This window comes from Fibrobacter succinogenes subsp. succinogenes S85 (assembly GCF_000146505.1).
Taxonomy (GTDB): Bacteria; Fibrobacterota; Fibrobacteria; order Fibrobacterales; family Fibrobacteraceae; genus Fibrobacter; species Fibrobacter succinogenes.
Genome location: NC_017448.1, coordinates 1,545,058 through 1,562,026, shown reverse-complemented (window position 1 = coordinate 1,562,026; position 16,969 = coordinate 1,545,058). Strand labels below are relative to the sequence as shown.

Annotated in this window: 14 protein-coding genes; 13 read left to right on the top strand and 1 reads right to left on the bottom strand. The window is 49.6% G+C overall.

From position 1 onward, the window contains the following. Positions 1 to 212: 212 nt before the first annotated feature. The 13 genes from FSU_RS06345 to FSU_RS06285 all read left to right on the top strand — a co-directional run bounded on the left by FSU_RS06345 (position 213) and on the right by FSU_RS06285 (position 14,676). A complete protein-coding gene (locus FSU_RS06345; protein WP_014545640.1) occupies positions 213 to 896 on the top strand; it encodes a DUF4956 domain-containing protein in 684 nt (227 codons plus the stop codon). Between the two features lie 13 nt (positions 897 to 909). Next, positions 910 to 2,019, top strand: coding sequence for an HlyD family secretion protein (locus tag FSU_RS06340; protein WP_015731850.1), 1,110 nt, complete (start codon positions 910 to 912; stop codon positions 2,017 to 2,019). Next, the gene (locus tag FSU_RS06335; RefSeq protein ID WP_014545638.1) at positions 2,019 to 3,377 is read left to right on the top strand and encodes a TolC family protein; all 1,359 of its coding nucleotides are present in this window, start codon (positions 2,019 to 2,021) and stop codon (positions 3,375 to 3,377) included. The genes FSU_RS06340 and FSU_RS06335 overlap by 1 nt, the downstream gene beginning before the upstream one ends. 3 nt (positions 3,378 to 3,380) lie before the next feature. Continuing rightward, positions 3,381 to 4,199, top strand: a complete 819-nt coding sequence (locus FSU_RS06330; RefSeq protein WP_014545637.1) for a polyphosphate polymerase domain-containing protein — start codon at positions 3,381 to 3,383, stop codon at positions 4,197 to 4,199. 34 nt (positions 4,200 to 4,233) lie between these two features. After that, positions 4,234 to 5,940 (top strand): lamin tail domain-containing protein, encoded by a 1,707-nt coding sequence (locus FSU_RS06325; protein WP_014545636.1) that lies wholly within the window; start codon positions 4,234 to 4,236, stop codon positions 5,938 to 5,940. 192 nt (positions 5,941 to 6,132) lie between these two features. Further along, positions 6,133 to 7,824 (top strand): TolC family protein, encoded by a 1,692-nt coding sequence (locus FSU_RS06320; protein WP_014545635.1) that lies wholly within the window; start codon positions 6,133 to 6,135, stop codon positions 7,822 to 7,824. After that, positions 7,824 to 8,822 carry an HlyD family secretion protein gene (locus tag FSU_RS06315; protein ID WP_014545634.1) on the top strand — a complete coding sequence of 333 codons (999 nt, stop codon included), beginning with the start codon at positions 7,824 to 7,826 and terminating at the stop codon, positions 8,820 to 8,822. Before FSU_RS06320 ends, FSU_RS06315 begins: the two co-directional genes overlap by 1 nt. Before the next feature lie 17 nt (positions 8,823 to 8,839). Next, the gene (locus FSU_RS06310; protein ID WP_014545633.1) at positions 8,840 to 10,057 is read left to right on the top strand and encodes an ABC transporter permease; all 1,218 of its coding nucleotides are present in this window, start codon (positions 8,840 to 8,842) and stop codon (positions 10,055 to 10,057) included. Further along, complete coding sequence (locus tag FSU_RS06305; protein ID WP_014545632.1) at positions 10,050 to 11,231, top strand: ABC transporter permease; 1,182 nt, start codon at positions 10,050 to 10,052, stop codon at positions 11,229 to 11,231. Before FSU_RS06310 ends, FSU_RS06305 begins: the two co-directional genes overlap by 8 nt. A 95-nt stretch (positions 11,232 to 11,326) precedes the next feature. Further along, the gene (locus FSU_RS06300) at positions 11,327 to 12,043 is read left to right on the top strand and encodes a zinc metallopeptidase (RefSeq protein WP_015731849.1); all 717 of its coding nucleotides are present in this window, start codon (positions 11,327 to 11,329) and stop codon (positions 12,041 to 12,043) included. A 191-nt stretch (positions 12,044 to 12,234) separates the two neighbouring features. Further along, positions 12,235 to 13,092: a TIGR02172 family protein gene (locus FSU_RS06295; RefSeq protein ID WP_014545630.1), complete on the top strand. Its 858-nt coding sequence runs from the start codon at positions 12,235 to 12,237 to the stop codon at positions 13,090 to 13,092. An 11-nt stretch (positions 13,093 to 13,103) separates the two neighbouring features. Continuing rightward, positions 13,104 to 13,952: a TIGR02172 family protein gene (locus FSU_RS06290; protein ID WP_014545629.1), complete on the top strand. Its 849-nt coding sequence runs from the start codon at positions 13,104 to 13,106 to the stop codon at positions 13,950 to 13,952. 91 nt (positions 13,953 to 14,043) lie between these two features. Further along, positions 14,044 to 14,676 (top strand): GNAT family N-acetyltransferase, encoded by a 633-nt coding sequence (locus tag FSU_RS06285; RefSeq protein WP_014545628.1) that lies wholly within the window; start codon positions 14,044 to 14,046, stop codon positions 14,674 to 14,676. Positions 14,677 to 14,690: 14 nt separating this feature from the next. On the opposite strand, the gene FSU_RS06280 is transcribed toward FSU_RS06285, so the two are convergent. Further along, positions 14,691 to 16,685 carry a segregation and condensation protein A gene (locus tag FSU_RS06280; RefSeq protein ID WP_014545627.1) on the bottom strand — a complete coding sequence of 665 codons (1,995 nt, stop codon included), beginning with the start codon at positions 16,683 to 16,685 and terminating at the stop codon, positions 14,691 to 14,693. Positions 16,686 to 16,969 lie beyond the last annotated feature (284 nt).

The window sequence follows — 16,969 nt, the reverse complement described above, 5'->3', positions numbered from 1 at the left end:
AGAACGAAAAAACTAGTTTTATTATTTTTAGCGTGGGTTCTACAGCCTGGAATAAAAAAATTGGGTGATATTCGCCCAAATCCGTAATAAAAAAGCGGATTGTAATTTTTTTGTTAGTCCATTATTTACAAAATTGCGAGTGTGATAGGCTTGTTTTTAAGTAGATTTTGGAAAAAACGGGCCATAAAAAAGAATTAATTAACGGAGTTATTATGCTTGACCTTCTTGCTGTCCAGTCCAGCTCAACAAACGCAACGATTATTACGCTTGCATACACCTTGATTCTCGCGTTCGTCCTGTCTTCGACGATTGCATGGACTTACGAAAAGACGTTCCTCGGACTTTCGTACTCGCGAAATTTTGTGCAGGGCATTGTGCTTAGTGCCGTGGTCGCTGCCATGGTGATGCAGGCTATCGGCGATAACGTTGGTCGTGGTCTTGGTATGATGGGTGCTCTCTCGGTGGTCCGCTTCCGTACGAGCTTCAAGGACCCGCGCGATATCATGTTCATCTTCGCCGCTCTCGGCGCCGGTATCGGTTGCGGTGTTTACGCTTGGGGTGCCGCAGTCGGCGGTACAATCGCTTTCAGCTGTGTAGCATTCCTGCTTTCTCGCACGGGTCTTGGTACCAAGCACTTCTTTGACGGCATGCTTCGCTTTGCTCTCCCGAACGAACCCAAGGTCCGTGGCCAGGTTGAAGATATCATGAAGGGCAATTTAAAGACGTTTATTTTGATTACGATGCGTGAAGTCGATGGCGGTGCTCGCTTGGACGTCGCTTACCAGATTCGCCTCCGCGCAACGAAGCCCGCTGCCGAAATCCTCACGCTCCTCTCGAAGGTTGAAGGCATTTCGGATGTCCAGTTCATGATGCAAGACGCTACGACGGAAATGTAAGGAGGTTTGAAAAATGAATAAGCTCGAAGATCTTCTCGACAATTTCTGGAATACCCACAAGAACAATGCGGGTGTCGCTTACGTCTATACCCACAAGCTTTCTATTGCCTGGGTGGCATGCGTCGTGTTTGCCGTGATGCTCGGCTTCATTTACCAGGGCAAGGCGGCCATGTTCCGTGGCATTGCCGAATCCAGCGAAACGATTATCAGCCTTCCGTCTCCGACCGAAATCGTCAAGATTTACGTGGTTCCGGGCCAGGAAGTCAAGCCGGGCGACACTATCGTGGTTATCAACCGTCCGGACCTCACGCTCCGCGTTGCCGAACTCACCCGTGAACTTGACGCTCTCGAAGGCCGCAGCAACTTGAGCTCTGCCGAAATCGACCAGAAGGTGGCCGAAGTCAAGGCTAACCTTGAATCTCGTCGCCTCACACTTTTGGCTGAAATTCGCAACCTTGAAGCGGAATACGAAAGCAACAAGGCTATTTCTGCCAAGCTCAAGAGCCTCTCGAACTCCAAGTCCAAGGCCGATGGCAACGATGCCATGGCTATGCGCATCAAGAGCCTCAAGAACGAACTTGCAGTTGCAACCAGGAGCGCCAACGAACAGATTGCCCTCCTCCGTGGTAGCAACAAACTCCAGAAGTCTAGCGGCAAGACCGAAGCTGCAAACATCCGCAAGGAACTTGCCGAACTCCGCAAACAGCAGAAGGAACTCACTCAGATTGCCAAGGAAAACTGGGTTGTCGGTGATGTGAACGTGCGCGATGGCGAAAAGGTCTCTAGCTTTGCCCCGATCGTGACGCTTGCCCACAAGTCCCCGACGCTTATCCGTGGCTATATCAACGAACAGATTTACGAAAACACGAACCTCGGCGAAGCCGTGAAGGTCACCTCTCTTACCGGTAAGGGCAAGGCCGTGATTGGCGAAGTGGTTGGCCTTTCGAGCCGCATCGTGCCGTTCCCGACCCGCATGTGGAAGATGCCGGAAATCCCGGTTTATGGCCGCGAAGTGACCATCAAGATTCCCGAAGAAAATCAGTTCTTGCTTGGCGAAATGGTGACCATCACCGAAACGAGCAAGCGCAACTTGGAAAAGCAGCAACAGAAGGCTAAGAAGTAATGAAGACTGTATCCTTTTTAACGCTTGCACTGACTGCGGCGGCAATCGCAAGCCCTCTCACATGGGAACGCCTGATCGAATCCGCTAAGGCAGATCCGAGGTATGAGGCTGCTGAAAAACGCGCCGAGGCGACATCGAAAGAACGCAACCTCAAGCTTTGGGACAAGGTGGAACTCCGCTATCAGCTGGACGGTTTTAGCTTTGCCAAGCATGACTTTGAACTTCGCGTGACCCCGCAGGCTTTTGGTGAACGCGCTGCCGACAAGGCACACTATGAGGCCGTTAAGAATTACCAGCAGGCTACTTTTGCCGTTGAACGTTCGATCCTCCTTTACGACCGTTACGAACGCGGCGTGCGCTATGTACTTCGCCAGAAGATTAACGAAATCAACAAGCAACTTTTGCAGGTTATTCAGGACCGTATCGAGGTTCTCCACCTCAAGTCCGGTTCTGCTTCGTTCAATGCCGAAGACTTGATGACTTCACTGGAAAAGAGTGCGTCGCTCAAGGCAAACTTGCTTTCGGACAGCACGGCGCTCCGCGATGCCGAACTCAAGATGTTGAGCTGGGCTCCGGATTATGACAATGTCAATTTGGATTCCTCGTTCCTCCCGACGATGGAAGAACTTGCCGAATTCTTGAAGAATGGCGTGACTGTTGACGAAAGCTTCCCGCTTGTGGCTCTTGCCAAGGGCAAGCGCGATTCCGATATTTCCAAGGCGCAACAGGATGCAAGCAAGGACCGCAACTACATCTCGCATGTGGGCATTGGCTACTCGCTCCAGATTGAATCCTTGATGGAAAAGTACAAGACTTTGGACTGTGCAAACTTGCAGAAACCGGAGTATCAGAAATACTACGATATTGACGCTTGCATTGCTGATCCTTATTACACGACCCGTCAACTTGTTCCTGATGAAGATAACCGCAAGACTTCGGATAAGTTCTTCTTGAACCTCGCATTCCGCTTGCCGTTCTTCGATAGCAACAAGGATGCTTCCCTCCGTGAACAGGTCGAAAAGCTCGATGCCGAAAGCAAGTTTTTGGACGAAGTCCGCGAAGTGAACCAGAAGGTTGCCCGTCTCACCGAAGAAGTCCTTACGCTCATCGACCAGTGGAAAGTCTTGAAGGATTATGCCGAACAAGTGAACGCCAGTGGCTTCATGGAACAGTTTGCACACAAGGCCGGTTCCGACCCGCTCTTGCTTCTCCGCGCTCGTGAAAGCGCTCTCGAAAGCGACTTGAAGGCTGCTAAGCTCGAATACGATATTTTTGCACGCTATTTGGAGTTGCTGGATTACTCCGGTGGACTTGCCCGTCAAGACGTAACGAACCATCTTCGTGAAGGAATCAGGTAGTTTATGGCTGAAGCCCGCGGATTTAGTCTTCTTGAACGCTTCGAACTGAAGTACCATATCCCCGTTGAATGGGCGGACCGGATTGGTGCGTTCTTGGCGCCGTATTGCGAAGAAGACTATTATTCCAAGATTACTCCGGGTGGATTCTACTGGATTACGAATCTTTATCTGGACACGCCGACATGGACGTTCCTCGGCTGGAAAAAGAAACAGCTCTTGGACCGTTTCAACATGCGTATCCGCACGTACGGTGAACACCCCGCTCAGGACGGTACGTTCCATTTCGAGGTCAAGCGCAAGATCCGTAACATCTGCTACAAGAGCCGTGCGACAATCAAGGGAATTAATCCCGGCGAAGTTTGGCACATGAAGCCCGAGGAATGGCCGTGCAAGAGCGATAAAGACCGCATGTACCTCAAGGATTTCTTGTACAAGACGGAACTCCATGGCGCTCATCCGCGTCTGTTGACGCAGTACAAGCGTCGTGCATGGTTCGGACTGCGTGAAGAGTATTCTCGCGTGACGATTGATACCGGCATGCGATTCCGCGAAGAAAATGGCTTTGACTATACTGTGGATCCGCACTACATGCATTCCACGGGGCTTCCGCGATTCTTCCAGCCGGGTGCCGATGCCGTGCTTGAACTCAAGTGCCCGGCAGCCCAGATGCCTTACTGGATGTTCGACCTGATTCGTGCATTGAATTTAAAACACGGTGCATTCTCCAAGTTTGGAAATGCCGCCGCTGAATGGAAACGTGTTTACGAAAATCCGCGTCGTTTCAAGAGCCCGTACTGGACTCAACTTGCGGGAAATTTCTAAAATGGATTTAAACAATTAAATAAGGAAGGCGCTTATGAATACAAAAAAAATGCTTGCTGTTGGCACCTGTGTCTCGGTGCTCGGCATGTTCTCTGCCTGCTCCGATGACTCTAGTCCCGTAACACCGCCGAGCTATGCTTCGAGCAGCTCTGTTGTTCAGCCGAATAGCAGCGGTGATGTTTTGACCTCTTCTTCGGATGTCGCTGTATCTTCTTCGTCTTCTGCAGGATCTCAGGTTCCGGCATCTTCTAGCTCGAATCCTGAAGACATTGTTTTGGATACGAATTCGACCTATATGGGTGTTTCGGAAATTATGTATAATGCGCCGAATGCATCTGCTTTGGAATGGGTCGAAGTTTATATTAAGTCGGGTCCGGATCTTGCTAACATGCAGTTGAATAACGTCCGCTTGGATGGTGCCGTTAGCTTTGCCTTCCCGGCCGAACCTTTGAAAAAAGGTGAATATGTTATTGTAACGAATGACGTAGCCTTGTTTAAGCAGACATATCCGAGCTTGCCTGCAGGGTGCCGTGTGTTTGGCCCTTGGGATGTTGATCCCAAAACTAGCGCTGTTGCAAAGCTTGCAAACGAAGGTGATGTCGTCGATGTCAAGATTAAAGGTGAAGGTGACGTCAGTGCGGCCTTCAGCAACAATCCGCCTTGGCCGAGCCTTGCCAATGGTAACGGCCATACGCTCGTGTATCGCGGTTCTGGCAACGAAGCTGACCCGACTTCTTGGGGTGCAAGCGCCTTGGCAAATGGCAATCCGTGTGCCGGTGGCGATCAGGTTCTTGATGCCTCTGCAATTCGTTTGAACGAAATCAAGCCGTACGTGCTTGGTGTTTCAGACGGCTGGGTTGAACTTTATAATGTCGGCGCAGCACCTGTTGACGTTGCCGGTTGGGAACTCGAATCCAAGCTCAAGGGCAAAAAATGGACTGTCGGTGGTACAAATACGATTGTTCCTGCCAATGGATATTTGCTTCTTGAAGCAACTGCCGCTGTATTTGGCGATGGCCTTTACTTGAGCGACAATGGCGACGAAATTTATCTGTACGAAGTTGCTGGTGGCGCTCGTACAGGTAAGGAAACGAGCTTGATGGTGTTCTCTGGTAAACAGTCTAGCGGTATTGTTGAAGTTGCTGGTTCTGTAGCTCAGGGTGCTATGGCAACGGAAACTCCGGGTACTGCAAATTCTGCACTTAAGGCTGGGCCGATTTTCATCAGTGAAATCCATTATCACGAAAATGAAAAGGACCTCAAGGACCTTGAATTTTTGGAACTTGTAAATAAAGGAACTGAAGCTGTTACTTTAGTCGAAAGCGTCAATAATACTCCGCAGGGCTGGAAAATTGAAGGTGTGAATATGGAATTTGCATCGACCGATGTTATCCCGGCTGGCGGAAAGATGGTCCTCTTTGGGGATTCTCTTAAGGCTTATGAATCTCAGCTCCGTACTCGTTACGGTATTGATGCTGCTGTGCCAATTCGCTTCTATGCAGGTAAGCTTTCTAACCGCGGTGAAACAGTCGCTGTGAAAAAGCCCTATTCGTTTGTAACGAAGGCAGATGGTTCTAAACAATGGTACTATGAACTTTCTGACGCAACACTTTATAGTGACCGTTGGCCGGATATGTATGCAGCTGATGGTAAGGGCAAGAGCCTCAATCGTAAGGATTTTACTACGATGGGTTATGGCTATACCAGTTGGACAGTAGCAGACCCGACTCCGGGCAAGTAAAGTTACTCGTACAGTCATCCTCGACCAGGTGAAACGCGGGAGGGGATCCTGTCATTTCACAGCTACAATTATTCTTTTTGAGTTTTACGCCAAAAGTTCCGACATTTTGTCGGAACTTTTTTTATTACTTGTAGGGATTGCGTCGTTTTGGAATTGCAGCTGTTGTCATCTTTTTGTATTATTATTGTAGCTATGAAACGGTACTTTGCTTTTATTCTCAGTGGTTGCGTGGCTGCTAATGCGACAGCGCTTTCTTTGCAAGATGCGCTGGATATGGCCATGGCGAACAATTCCAAAATCAAGGCTGAAAAGGCGAAAGTGGATATTGCCCAAAGTGGCGAAGACGAAGCTTTTGCCCGTTTCCTCCCGACGGTGAGTCTGTCGGCTGGCATTACCAAAATCAATGACCCCATTAATATTGACCTCGGACGTATCCAGCAGCCGCTTGGCGATATAGCCGGTGCTGCCGCTTATTCCAAGGCTTATATCGAGGCCTACAACAAAGCTTCCGATGGTTATAAGCAGGCTTACGAAGGCGCCTATGCCAAGACGGGGAGCGAAGCCCAGGCAAAGGCTTATGCCGAAAATGCCCTCAAGGAAAAGCTTGGCACGAGTTCTCCAGAAACATTCGCTCAGCAGACTGCGGAACAGTATGGCTCGGCCGCGACTAAGAACATCAACGATGCCGATTTCAACATGAAGGTACAGGATGACTGGTTCTTTAACGCTCGCCTGACCGTCGTTTGGCCGATCTTTACCGGTCTCAAGATTTATTCCGCTTACGATGCCGCCAAGGAGAATGTGAACGCCCGCAAGGCTGAATTTGAAATGGCGCAGAACACCGTGCTCATGGATGTGGCGACCAAGTACTTTACGCTCCGCTTGTGCGAAGAACTTGTCGGCATGCGTGAAACGACCAAGAAGGACCTCGAAGAACATCTGAACCGCTCCAAGAAACTCGAAGAGGGCGGCCAGATTAGCAAGACTGAACGCCTCCGCGCCGAAGTGGCCCTTGCCGAAGCCGAAAACGCTTACGAAGATGCCCTCCGCGACCAGTCGCTCGCCCGTATGGCTCTTGCAAGCTTGTTGCACACGGACACAAGCCTCACCGCAACAACGCCGGTTGAATCTCCCGAAGGCATCCGCTCGATGGATGAATTCAAGGCGCTCGCTATTGAAAAGCATCCGGGACTCCGCCAGCTTCGCGTTGAACGCAAGCGCAACCAGAATGCGATTAGGGCTGCCCGCGCCGATTACTTCCCGACGATTGCTTTGTTTGGTTACAAGGAACTTTACACCAAGGACTTGACGATTCTTGAACCGGAATGGGCAATTGGCGCCAAGATGCAGTGGGATATCTTCAAGGGTGGCGATACCCGTGCCAAGGTGAGCTCTGCAAAGGCGATGGACCGTTCTTTGGGAAGCCTCGAAGAAGAAACGATTGACAATTTGAAGCTCTTGGTTGAAAAGCGCTGGCGTGAAATGGAACATGCAAAGGGGAGGCTCGCAAGCCTTGTCAAGACGCGTGAGCTTGCGGTTGAAGCATTGCGTAGCCAGAATAAGGCTTACGAAGCAGGTCTTGCAACTGGTCTAGAAGTTGTGGATGCCGAACTTGCGCTTTCCCGCTTGCAGGTCGCGGACATCAAGGCTCATTACGATGCTGTGATTGCTTGGCTTGGACTCCTTGAAGCCGCCGGCGAAGTCTCTACCGCAGGTACAGTCCTTGTGTCTAAACAGCTTGTGGTTGAAAAGCCTGTTGAAGCTTCGGCAAGCTCAGCAACCGGTGAACCTGCCGCAACAGAACCGCAGGCCGCAACTGAAGCGCCTGTTGCAACTGAATCTGCACAACCGGTTGAACAGAATTTAGAAACGGAGAATAAATAATGAACGCATTAAAGATGATTGGAAAAGTTGTTGTCGTACTTGCCTTGATAGTGCTCGTTATTATGGGCATCTCCCAGCTCCAGCAGTTCGCAACGCAACCGCGTGAGCAGTTCTTGCAAGGCCAGATGGAAGCCCGCCGCGTGCTCGTGGCAGGGAAGGTCCCGGGCCGTATCGAACGTTTGCTCGTTCACGAAGGCGACGTGGTCTACAAGGATTCTCTCGTTGCTGTGATAAGCAGTCCGGAAATTGAAGCCAAGAAGATGCAGGCTCAGGGCGCACTCGGTGCTGCCAAGGCTCAGGCCAGCAAGGCCCGCAATGGCGCTCGCAGTGAAGACATCACGGCGCTCAAGGCAATGGCCGATCGCGCTCAAGAAGCCGCAACGCTTGCCAAGAACACTTACAACCGCGTGCAGAAACTCTACAACGAAGGCGTGCTTCCGCTCCAGAAGCGCGATGAAGCTGAAACGCAGATGAAGGCAACCCAGTCCGCTGCTGATGCCGCTCGCGCTCAGTACAATCAGGCTGTTGCCGGCGCCCGTAGCGAAGACAAGGCCGCTGCAAACGCTCTCGTGATGCAGGCCAAGGGCGCGAATGCCGAAGTCGATGCCTACCTCGAAGAAACCAAGATTCGCACGCCGATTACCGGTGAAGTTTCTCTCAAGCTCGCCGAAGAAGGCGAAGTTGTCGGTTCTGGTATGCCGATTATCGCCGTGACGGACTTGAATGATTCCTGGGCGGTGTTCCACCTCCGTGAAGATTACCTCAAGAACGTTTCTAAAGGCAAAAAGTTCTATCTCCAGGTACCGGCTCTCGACAAGACCATCGAAATGGTCGTAAGCTACATCGCTTCTGTCGGTGACTATGCTACATGGCGCAGCTCCAAAGAAAGCTCCGGCTTTGACCTCAAGACGTTCGAAGTCCGCATGCGCCCGACGCACAAGGTCGAAAACCTCCGCCCGGGCATGAGCGTTTTGCTCCCTGCCGACGATATTCAATAATTGGATAGAAGGTTATCGTGCTGAAAGGTCTTTTAAAGACAATCGGGAAGATTTACTTTGGCCACAAGCTAGTCTTGTGGATGATTCTTACGGTGCTTCCCGTAGGCGTTTCCGTCTTCATGCTGGAAATGTTCTCGAGCGAAATCGTGCAGCACATCCCGGTGGGCATTCTCAAGCAGGACCATAGCCAACTTGCGGACCGCTTGGAACGTGCAATCCAGTCAAGCCCCGTGCTCGATGTTAAAGTGAATTGCCATGACATGAGCGAATGTGAACATGCGGTGATTCGCGGAGACTTGCAGACGTTTATCGTGCTCCCGACGGATTTGGAACGCCGTGCACTCCGCCTTGAAGCGCCTGTGATTCCTGTTTATTCGAGCGGCCAGAATTACCTCACGAACATGTTTGCAACAAAGGAAATTCGTGCAGTGCTCACCGATGTGGGTTCTGAACTTTTTACGGCTTCGTTTGAAGATCCTATAAAAACAGAAATCCATTCGGTCGGGAACATCGAAGGCAATTATCAGGGATTCCTGGCGCTTGGACTTGTATCGGCAATGTTCCACTTGGCGGCGATGCTTGTGGCGGTATATATCGCTTCGTTCCCGTTGCGTGACAAGCGCGTGCGTGAATTTTACCAGTATGCAGAACGTTCTTGGGTGACGTTGGGTGTTGCTTCATTTGTTCCTGCCGTTATCATTCTCTGGCTTGAATACATGGGCTGTTATGCGTACACGCACCGCATGCTCATGCCGATGGGCTTTGAAGAATTTGTGATGGTCTCCGTGGCGCAACTCTTGATGGTGATTTGCTGCGTGGGGGCGGGAATGGTATTCGTAGGCGTGACCGGCGTGATGCGTATTGCCACAGGCGTTTCGGGCGTGATTGGCGGCCCTGCGTTTGCTTTTGCCGGCCAGACGTTCCCCGTGATGGCTATGCCGTTTGCCGTGCGTTGCTTTGCGTTTTTGTTGCCGTTGACTCACGTGCTCCGTGTGCAGTCCATGATGCTTCTTGGCGATGTCGGCATGGCTGCATCTTGGGAAGTTGTCAAGCTCATGGCTGGCATGGCGCTCTTCTGGACCTTGTTCGGGTGCTTTACAATGGTTCTCCGTTGGAAGTACCGCTTGAAGCATGATTCTCAAATGCCGGTCGTTGTCGAAGAAGATGGCGAGATTACCGTAGATGCGCTGTTTAAAAGTGTGCTAGAGAAAATCAGGAGGCGAAAACATGATTAGTCGTCTTTTGAAAGTGACCTTGACGGAATGGAAGTTGTTCTTCACTGATCCTGCGGCAGTGCTCTTGCTTGTTGTTGCTGGTATCCTTTATGCGTTCTACTATCCGACGGCATATATGAACCAGACGGTCTCTCGTGTTCCGGTAGCAATTGTGGATTTGGACCATTCTGCAAAATCCCGTGAACTTACGCGAATGGCTGCTGCAACGCAACAGGTCGAAGTCAAGGCTGTCTTTAACGACATGCTCGAAGCGGAAACCGCAATGGCGCGTGAAGATATTTTCGGCTTTATGGTCATTCCCGAGAACATGGAAAAGAATTTGATCGACAAGAAAACGACCAAGATTGATATCTTTACGCATGGCGCCTACGTGATGCTCCATGGTACGATTGGAACGGCATTCTCGACATGTGCGTTGACGGTCGGTGCGGTGAGCAAGGTGAAGGCGATTGCGTTAGGTAAAAAGGTGCCTTCTGCAAAGGCTATGGCGATGCGAGATCCGATGCCGTTATCAATACAAACGATGTTCAACAACACGGGAAGCTATTCTAATTATGTTGTTCCTAGTGTGCTCGTGCTGATTTTGCAACAGTCCCTTGTGATTGGAATTTGCGTGCTTGGTGGCGCTCGCGGGCATCGCCGTTTCCGCCGCAACCAGCGCTATTCCGAAGTCGAAAACGAGAGCATGCCGTACCGCTATTTGGGCCGTTCGCTGGCGTATTTTATGCACTACTGCTGCTTTATCCTGTTCTACCACTGCGTGATTTACAATATTTTTGACTTCCCGCGTCGTGGCGAGCTCTTGCCGATGACGATTTTTGCGGTGGTGTTCCTTGCTTCGGTCATCAACTTTGGCATGTGCCTCTCGCAAGTTTTCTTGCACCGCGAATCGAGCATGCAGCTGTTCCTGAACCTCTCCATCCCAATCTTGTTCCTTGCGAACTTTAGCTGGCCGAGCTATTTGATGCCGAGCTGGATGGTGGGGCTTTCGTACATTCTGCCGAGTACGTTTGCCGTACCCGCATGGCTCTCGATTGAACAGATGGGTGGTGACATTTACGATGTGGCGCCAAAGCTCTACCTGCTAGCCATCCAGGCGGTCATCTACTTCGTGCTGGGCATGTTCCTCACGCATTTGCGCGACAAGAGCAAGTTCACCACCGGTGACATGTAAAAACCGCCGATAATAAGCAAAAAAGAGTGACGAAATCACAGTCGCTTTCGCCATTCTTTTTGTAAATTGGATAGTGAAATTAAGGAACTAAAATTATGATGTTCGATCCTTTATACATGATGATTCTCGTGGTGACGCTCGTGCTTTCGGGCGCCGTTTCCCTGTTGGTCAAGAAGCGCTTTGCCGCTGGCCAAAAAGTCACAATTTCTAGCGGCCTCACCGGAGCCGATGTCGCCAAGGCTATCCTTATGGAAGCGGGCATTACCGATGTGAAAATCCTCAAGCACCAGGGCTTTCTTTCGGATCATTACAATCCGCTGAACAAGACGCTTAACTTGTCGCCCGAAGTCTATTCCGGCCGCAATGCAAGTGCCGCAGGCGTTGCCGCTCACGAAGTCGGTCACGCTATCCAGCATGCTGAAGGCTACTTCCCGCTGTGGCTCCGTTCTGCCATTGTGCCTGCCGCCAACATCGGTTCTAATCTCGGACCATGGCTTGTGATTATCGGCATTATGCTTATGGGCATGGGCAAGGCTCTTGGACACTCTCTCGCGGTTGTAGGCGTGGTGCTCTTTGCGCTTGCGACACTCTTTACGCTCGTGACCGTGCCTGTGGAATTTGACGCTTCGGCACGTGCCAAGAAGGCTCTTGCCCGCATGGAAGTCGTTGCCGCAGGTCGCGAATACAATACCGTCTCTGGCGTGCTCTTTGCCGCAGGCCTCACGTATGTTGCCGCTGCAATTTCGTCTATTTTGCAGTTGCTCTACTGGGCATACCGCGCAGGACTCCTCGGCGGTCGTAACGACGATTAACGATCAATCTGTCATTCCGGCCTCCGAGCCGGAATCTCCTTTAAACCTCGCTTCGGCGGGGCTTTTTTTGTTGATTTTGCGGCAAAATTCGCCAATATTGAATAATTTGGAGTATCAGCTAAATTCTTTTTGTTCTTTTCTGCAGAAAAAGCGATATTTTTATAAAGAGAAATTTTTTCTGGGGAGCAAAAATGGAATACCAGAATATTGATATTAGTACCTGGACGCAGGTGGGCGAGGGCGGTAACGGGAAAACTTATGTGCATCCCGGCCATCCTGATTTCCTCTTGAAAGTGAATAACCCGCCTCGTTGTGATGAGGCAACCGTAAAGCAAGAACGTGATGCGGCCCAGCATGTCTTTGATTTGGGAATCCCGACTCCTCGTATGTTCGATATGGTGCGCGTGGGGGATGGTTACGGTCAGCTTGTAGAAATCATTAAGGGGAAGAAATCGCTTTCGCGTATTTGCTCCGATGATCCGTCACGCATCAGTGAAATGGCTAAGTTGCTTGCTTCATTGGGCCTGCAACTGCACGCCTTGCCTTGCAATACGGACTTTTTCCCAAGCCGCAAGGATCTTGCCCTGAAGGGTATCGATGCGTCTGATTTTGTTGCAGATGATGATAGAGAAAAAATGCGGGCGTTTGTTCAGAGTATAGAAGACGAGAAAACCTGCTTGCATGGTGATTTCCAGATGGGCAACCTGATTATTTCTGGTGACGGTAAACCTTATTGGATTGATCTTGGCTGGTTTAGTCACGGTTCGCCAATGTTTGATATAGGGCATTTTTTCATGACTTGCCAAGTTTATTCTCAGTTCCCGGCAGCGCAGGAAATTTTCCACATGTCGCAGGAACAGTTGAAAAACTTCTGGAATGCGTTTGCTGAGGCCTACACGGGGAATAAGGACATTTCCGCCTTCACTGCTCTTGCTGGCAAGTTTGCTCCTTTGGATGCTTGTATCCGTTCAATCTTGATGCCGACTCCTGAAGCTTATAAGAAGTTGTTTGCAGGATTGGTTCATTCCCTGGTCGAAAAGTTTTATTAAGAGAGGCTATTATGTCTGAAGAAGTTGAAAAGATCAATTTGGATGATTATGCAGCGACGGGTGAAGGCGCGACTGCAATCTCGTACACGCACAAGACACGCGATACGATTGCAAAACTTTATCATCCCGGATTCGAAGCGGACTGTGCTAAAAAGGATTTCTTGACTTCTTGCACTGCATTTGCTTTGGGTGTCCCGACTCCTAAGCCGATTCGTTTGGTAACAGATGGCGAACGCTTTGGTGCCGAATATGAACTTATCCGAAACAAACGTTCTTTTTCAAGAATCATTTCAGAAGAGCCGGGGCGACTGCAAGAACTTTCTTTGATATTTGCTGAAATGGCCAAGAAACTCCATTCGACGAAAGCGGATACGTCAAAACTTGTGTCAACAAAGGAAAAATTCCGTCGCTTTTATCTTGAAAAGGCTGTAGTTCCTGACTTTTACAAGCAAAAGGCCTTGGCTTTTATCAATACGGTTCCCAACACCCCGACTTGCCTTCATGGTGATTTGCAAATCAGCAATGTCATTACCGATGGAAAGCGAACACTTTGGATTGATATGGGCGATTTCGGCTATGGTGACCCTGGTTGGGATTTGGGAATGTTGTGGAGCATGACGAACAGAATGGATGAGCAAAAGGCGGATCTTGTTTTCCACATGAATAAAGAAAAACTTTTGGCTCATTGGAACATTTTCTTCCCTGCTTATTTGGGAACGACGGACCCGCAGAAAATCGCGGAAGCCACAAAACGAATTTTGCCGTTTGCAGCAGTCAAGATTCCTTATATGTTCTATATCGCAAAGCATTTCACTTTGCCGGATGAAGCCTACCCGTATATCGCCAAACTGTTTGGATAAAGTTTATTCAATATTTTTGCACGTAATTTGTTTTGAAATACACAACTTTAATAATTGTTTCCATTTTATATAAATAGAACGGAGTTTTGTAATGGGAATCGAATTTGGAGCGTTGAAACGTGAAGAGCTAAGCGATGCTGTGGAACTTTCGTTTCGGGCCTATGAATACTATGAGTATTTTTTAAATTTTTTCCCGGATTTGGGCTTGAGGCATAAGGTGATACGGTCCGTTTTGTACGGAACGTGGCGCGCGATTATGCGAAAGTCCCATTTCTTGACGGTTAAAATTGACGGAAAAATTGTAGGCTTGGCTGTGCTCGAAGATCCGCATTACAAGAGACCGTCGGATTTACAGTTCCTACTTCATGGCTGGTGGAATGTCTATTTTAGCGCAGGCATAAAACGTGTGAATGCTTGGGTTAATATGGATGAATCTGCCGGGAAACCTTGTCACGATTATCAGCATGGTGGCGAAAATATTTGGTATTGTAGTTCGCTGACGGTGGACTCGCCATTTCAAGGAAAGGGTGTTGGTACACAGCTTGTTGCCTTCATGGAAGAATACATTCGTGAACATGGAGGTAAGCAACTGACGTTGTTTACAAATTCAGAGAAAAATCTTGCGTTTTATAAGAATCGCAAATTTGAGGTTTTTGATAAACGCGATATCGCTATCCGTGATGGCTTGAAAATGAAAAGCTGGAGCGTGAAGAAAACGCTTTAGCCCATCAATAAAAATTAATCTTTACCGGCTCCGTAGACAACGGGGCCTTCTTCGTCATCGTCGTCGTCGCCGTGTTCAGCGAGGTAAGCTTGGTATTCTTCGTCCGTCATTCCGCCTTCTTCATCTTCGGGCATGAACGACTTTTTCTTGGGCTTCTCGGATGATGTGGACTTCTCGGGAGCTGCGCTTGATGTGGATGCCGCTGACTTTGATTCTTCCTTGCGGCTTGCGCGGGCGCTGCGGTTCAAATAGGCGATGTATTCCTCGTCCGTCATTTCGTTGCCGAAACTGTAAGAGGAATAACGGTCTTCTTCTGGTTCGGCCGAACCGTAAGAGGACGTGCTGCGAGATGCCGCGGAGGTTGGCTGCGTGGCGCTTGTTTGTGCCTGCGTTGATGCTGCCTGCGTTGAGCTTGTAGTTGATTGCGCGGATGTTGCGGCGGATTGTGTGTTGTTAGACTGCGCGGAACTTGCGTTGTTGTAGAATTCTTGGGCCTTTTGCATAAAGGCGGCAAACTCTTCATCGCTCATCTGCTGGACAGACTGCTCGTTCAAACCTTGGAATGTGCTTTCTGCACTGGAATCGTCCGAACTTTCGGTGGTTTCTTCCGTTACGGATTCTGCTTCACCGGATTCAATTTCATCTTCATCAAGATTTTCTTCTTCAAGTTCTTCGACGAGTTCATCTACCGGTTCGAATGTGTGGGCGCGTTCTTCGGAATCGTCATCGTCGTTAGCGCCGAATTCAGGAATTGAACTCTTGCTAAGCACCGGAGCTTCGTCCTCGCTAGCGGATACTTTTGCACTTTCCAAAGTTGCGGACTGCGCGGCATCTTGCGCCGGAACAGCTTCCGTATTTTCGACTGGGGCCGAAGCGTTGTCATTTGCAGGTGCGACATCTTGAATCGGTGCAGTTTCTGCACTTCCCGGAGCTACGGCCTGTTGTGCATCTCCAACAGGTGCGCTTGCAGCTTGCTGTGCGCCTTCGGCGGCGTCCGCTTCCGCAATCATGTCGGCAAACGGATTGTCCTGCACTTCGGAAATGTCTTCGCGACCTTCCAACATCGCGTTGAGGTCTTCTTCGGTGACGTTTCTGCCGCGTTCCGTCCAAAGCACGGCTTCGCGCATCGTAGCGGCAAGGTCGCCCACGCTCTTTTCCTTGGAACGTGCAATTGCCTGGCTGCGGATTGTTTCCACAAGCCCAGCCTTGACTTCGGGATCCTTGCTGAAAAACACGGTCTCGTGCGCCATTTCGTCGGCGTACTCGGGGTTGTTCTTCTTGCGGTAAATCCAGATTGGTCCGAAAAGTTCACTCTGACGGAAAACGATATCGTCCGTCTTGATCATTTCGAGCATTGCCATGAACGTTACCGCTGCGACAATCGGGTGCGAATCGTTGTCGAGCAAGTCTTCAAAAAGCGCACGTCCATGCACATTCAAGAAGTTGTTGATGGCCTGCTGACGGTCCTGAATCGTCACGTAGTCCAATTCAATATGGTGAATCGTCTCGGAAATCTTTGTCTTTAAGCTCTTTTGGTAAGCGCGGAAAAGTTGCCAGATGTTTGCATCGGCGAGTGTGTCGTCGTCACTCTGCGTCTTTTCGAGGCGCCCACGGGAATACGTTCCGAAGTTCTTCGCTTCCATTTCCTGGAGGCCACTGGCTACCTGCTTGAAACGCTGGTATTCCAACATTTCCTTCATGAGCTTTTCGCGGTCTTCGTTGTATTCCTCTTCCATCTCCGGATCGCGTTCTTCGGCCGGGAGCAATTCCTGCACCTTGAGCGCCATCAAGCGGCTTGCCATGAACAAGAAGTCGCCCGCCTTGGAAAGGTCCGTTTCGGAATACTCGTTCACCCACTTGAGAAAGTCGTCTGCGATTTCAGCAATGGGAATCTGGTCTAGCGTCATTTCCTTTTTTTGAACGAGATAGACGAGCAAATCCATCGGCCCGTTAAATGAACCGATTTTTACCTCATAGTCTTCTTGTTCAAGCGCTTCGGAATCTACCATTGAACGATAATATAGAAATTAGACGGGGGGAGCTAGGCGGATTATCATGCGCTATTGTGGAATGTCCAATAAAATGTCCATTAAATGTCCAATAAAGATCGAAAATAATTGGAAAAAAGCATGGATATCGCAATTTGTGATTTCCATTTTTTGAATACATAAATTCCCAAATCTTACTAAAATTTTGAGATTTGGGGAATTATCGGCTATTTTTGATGGATAATTTCCCAAAATCTCGTAAAAAATGTCACTTTTGGGACTTTATCCGATTGAATTTTGAAAGA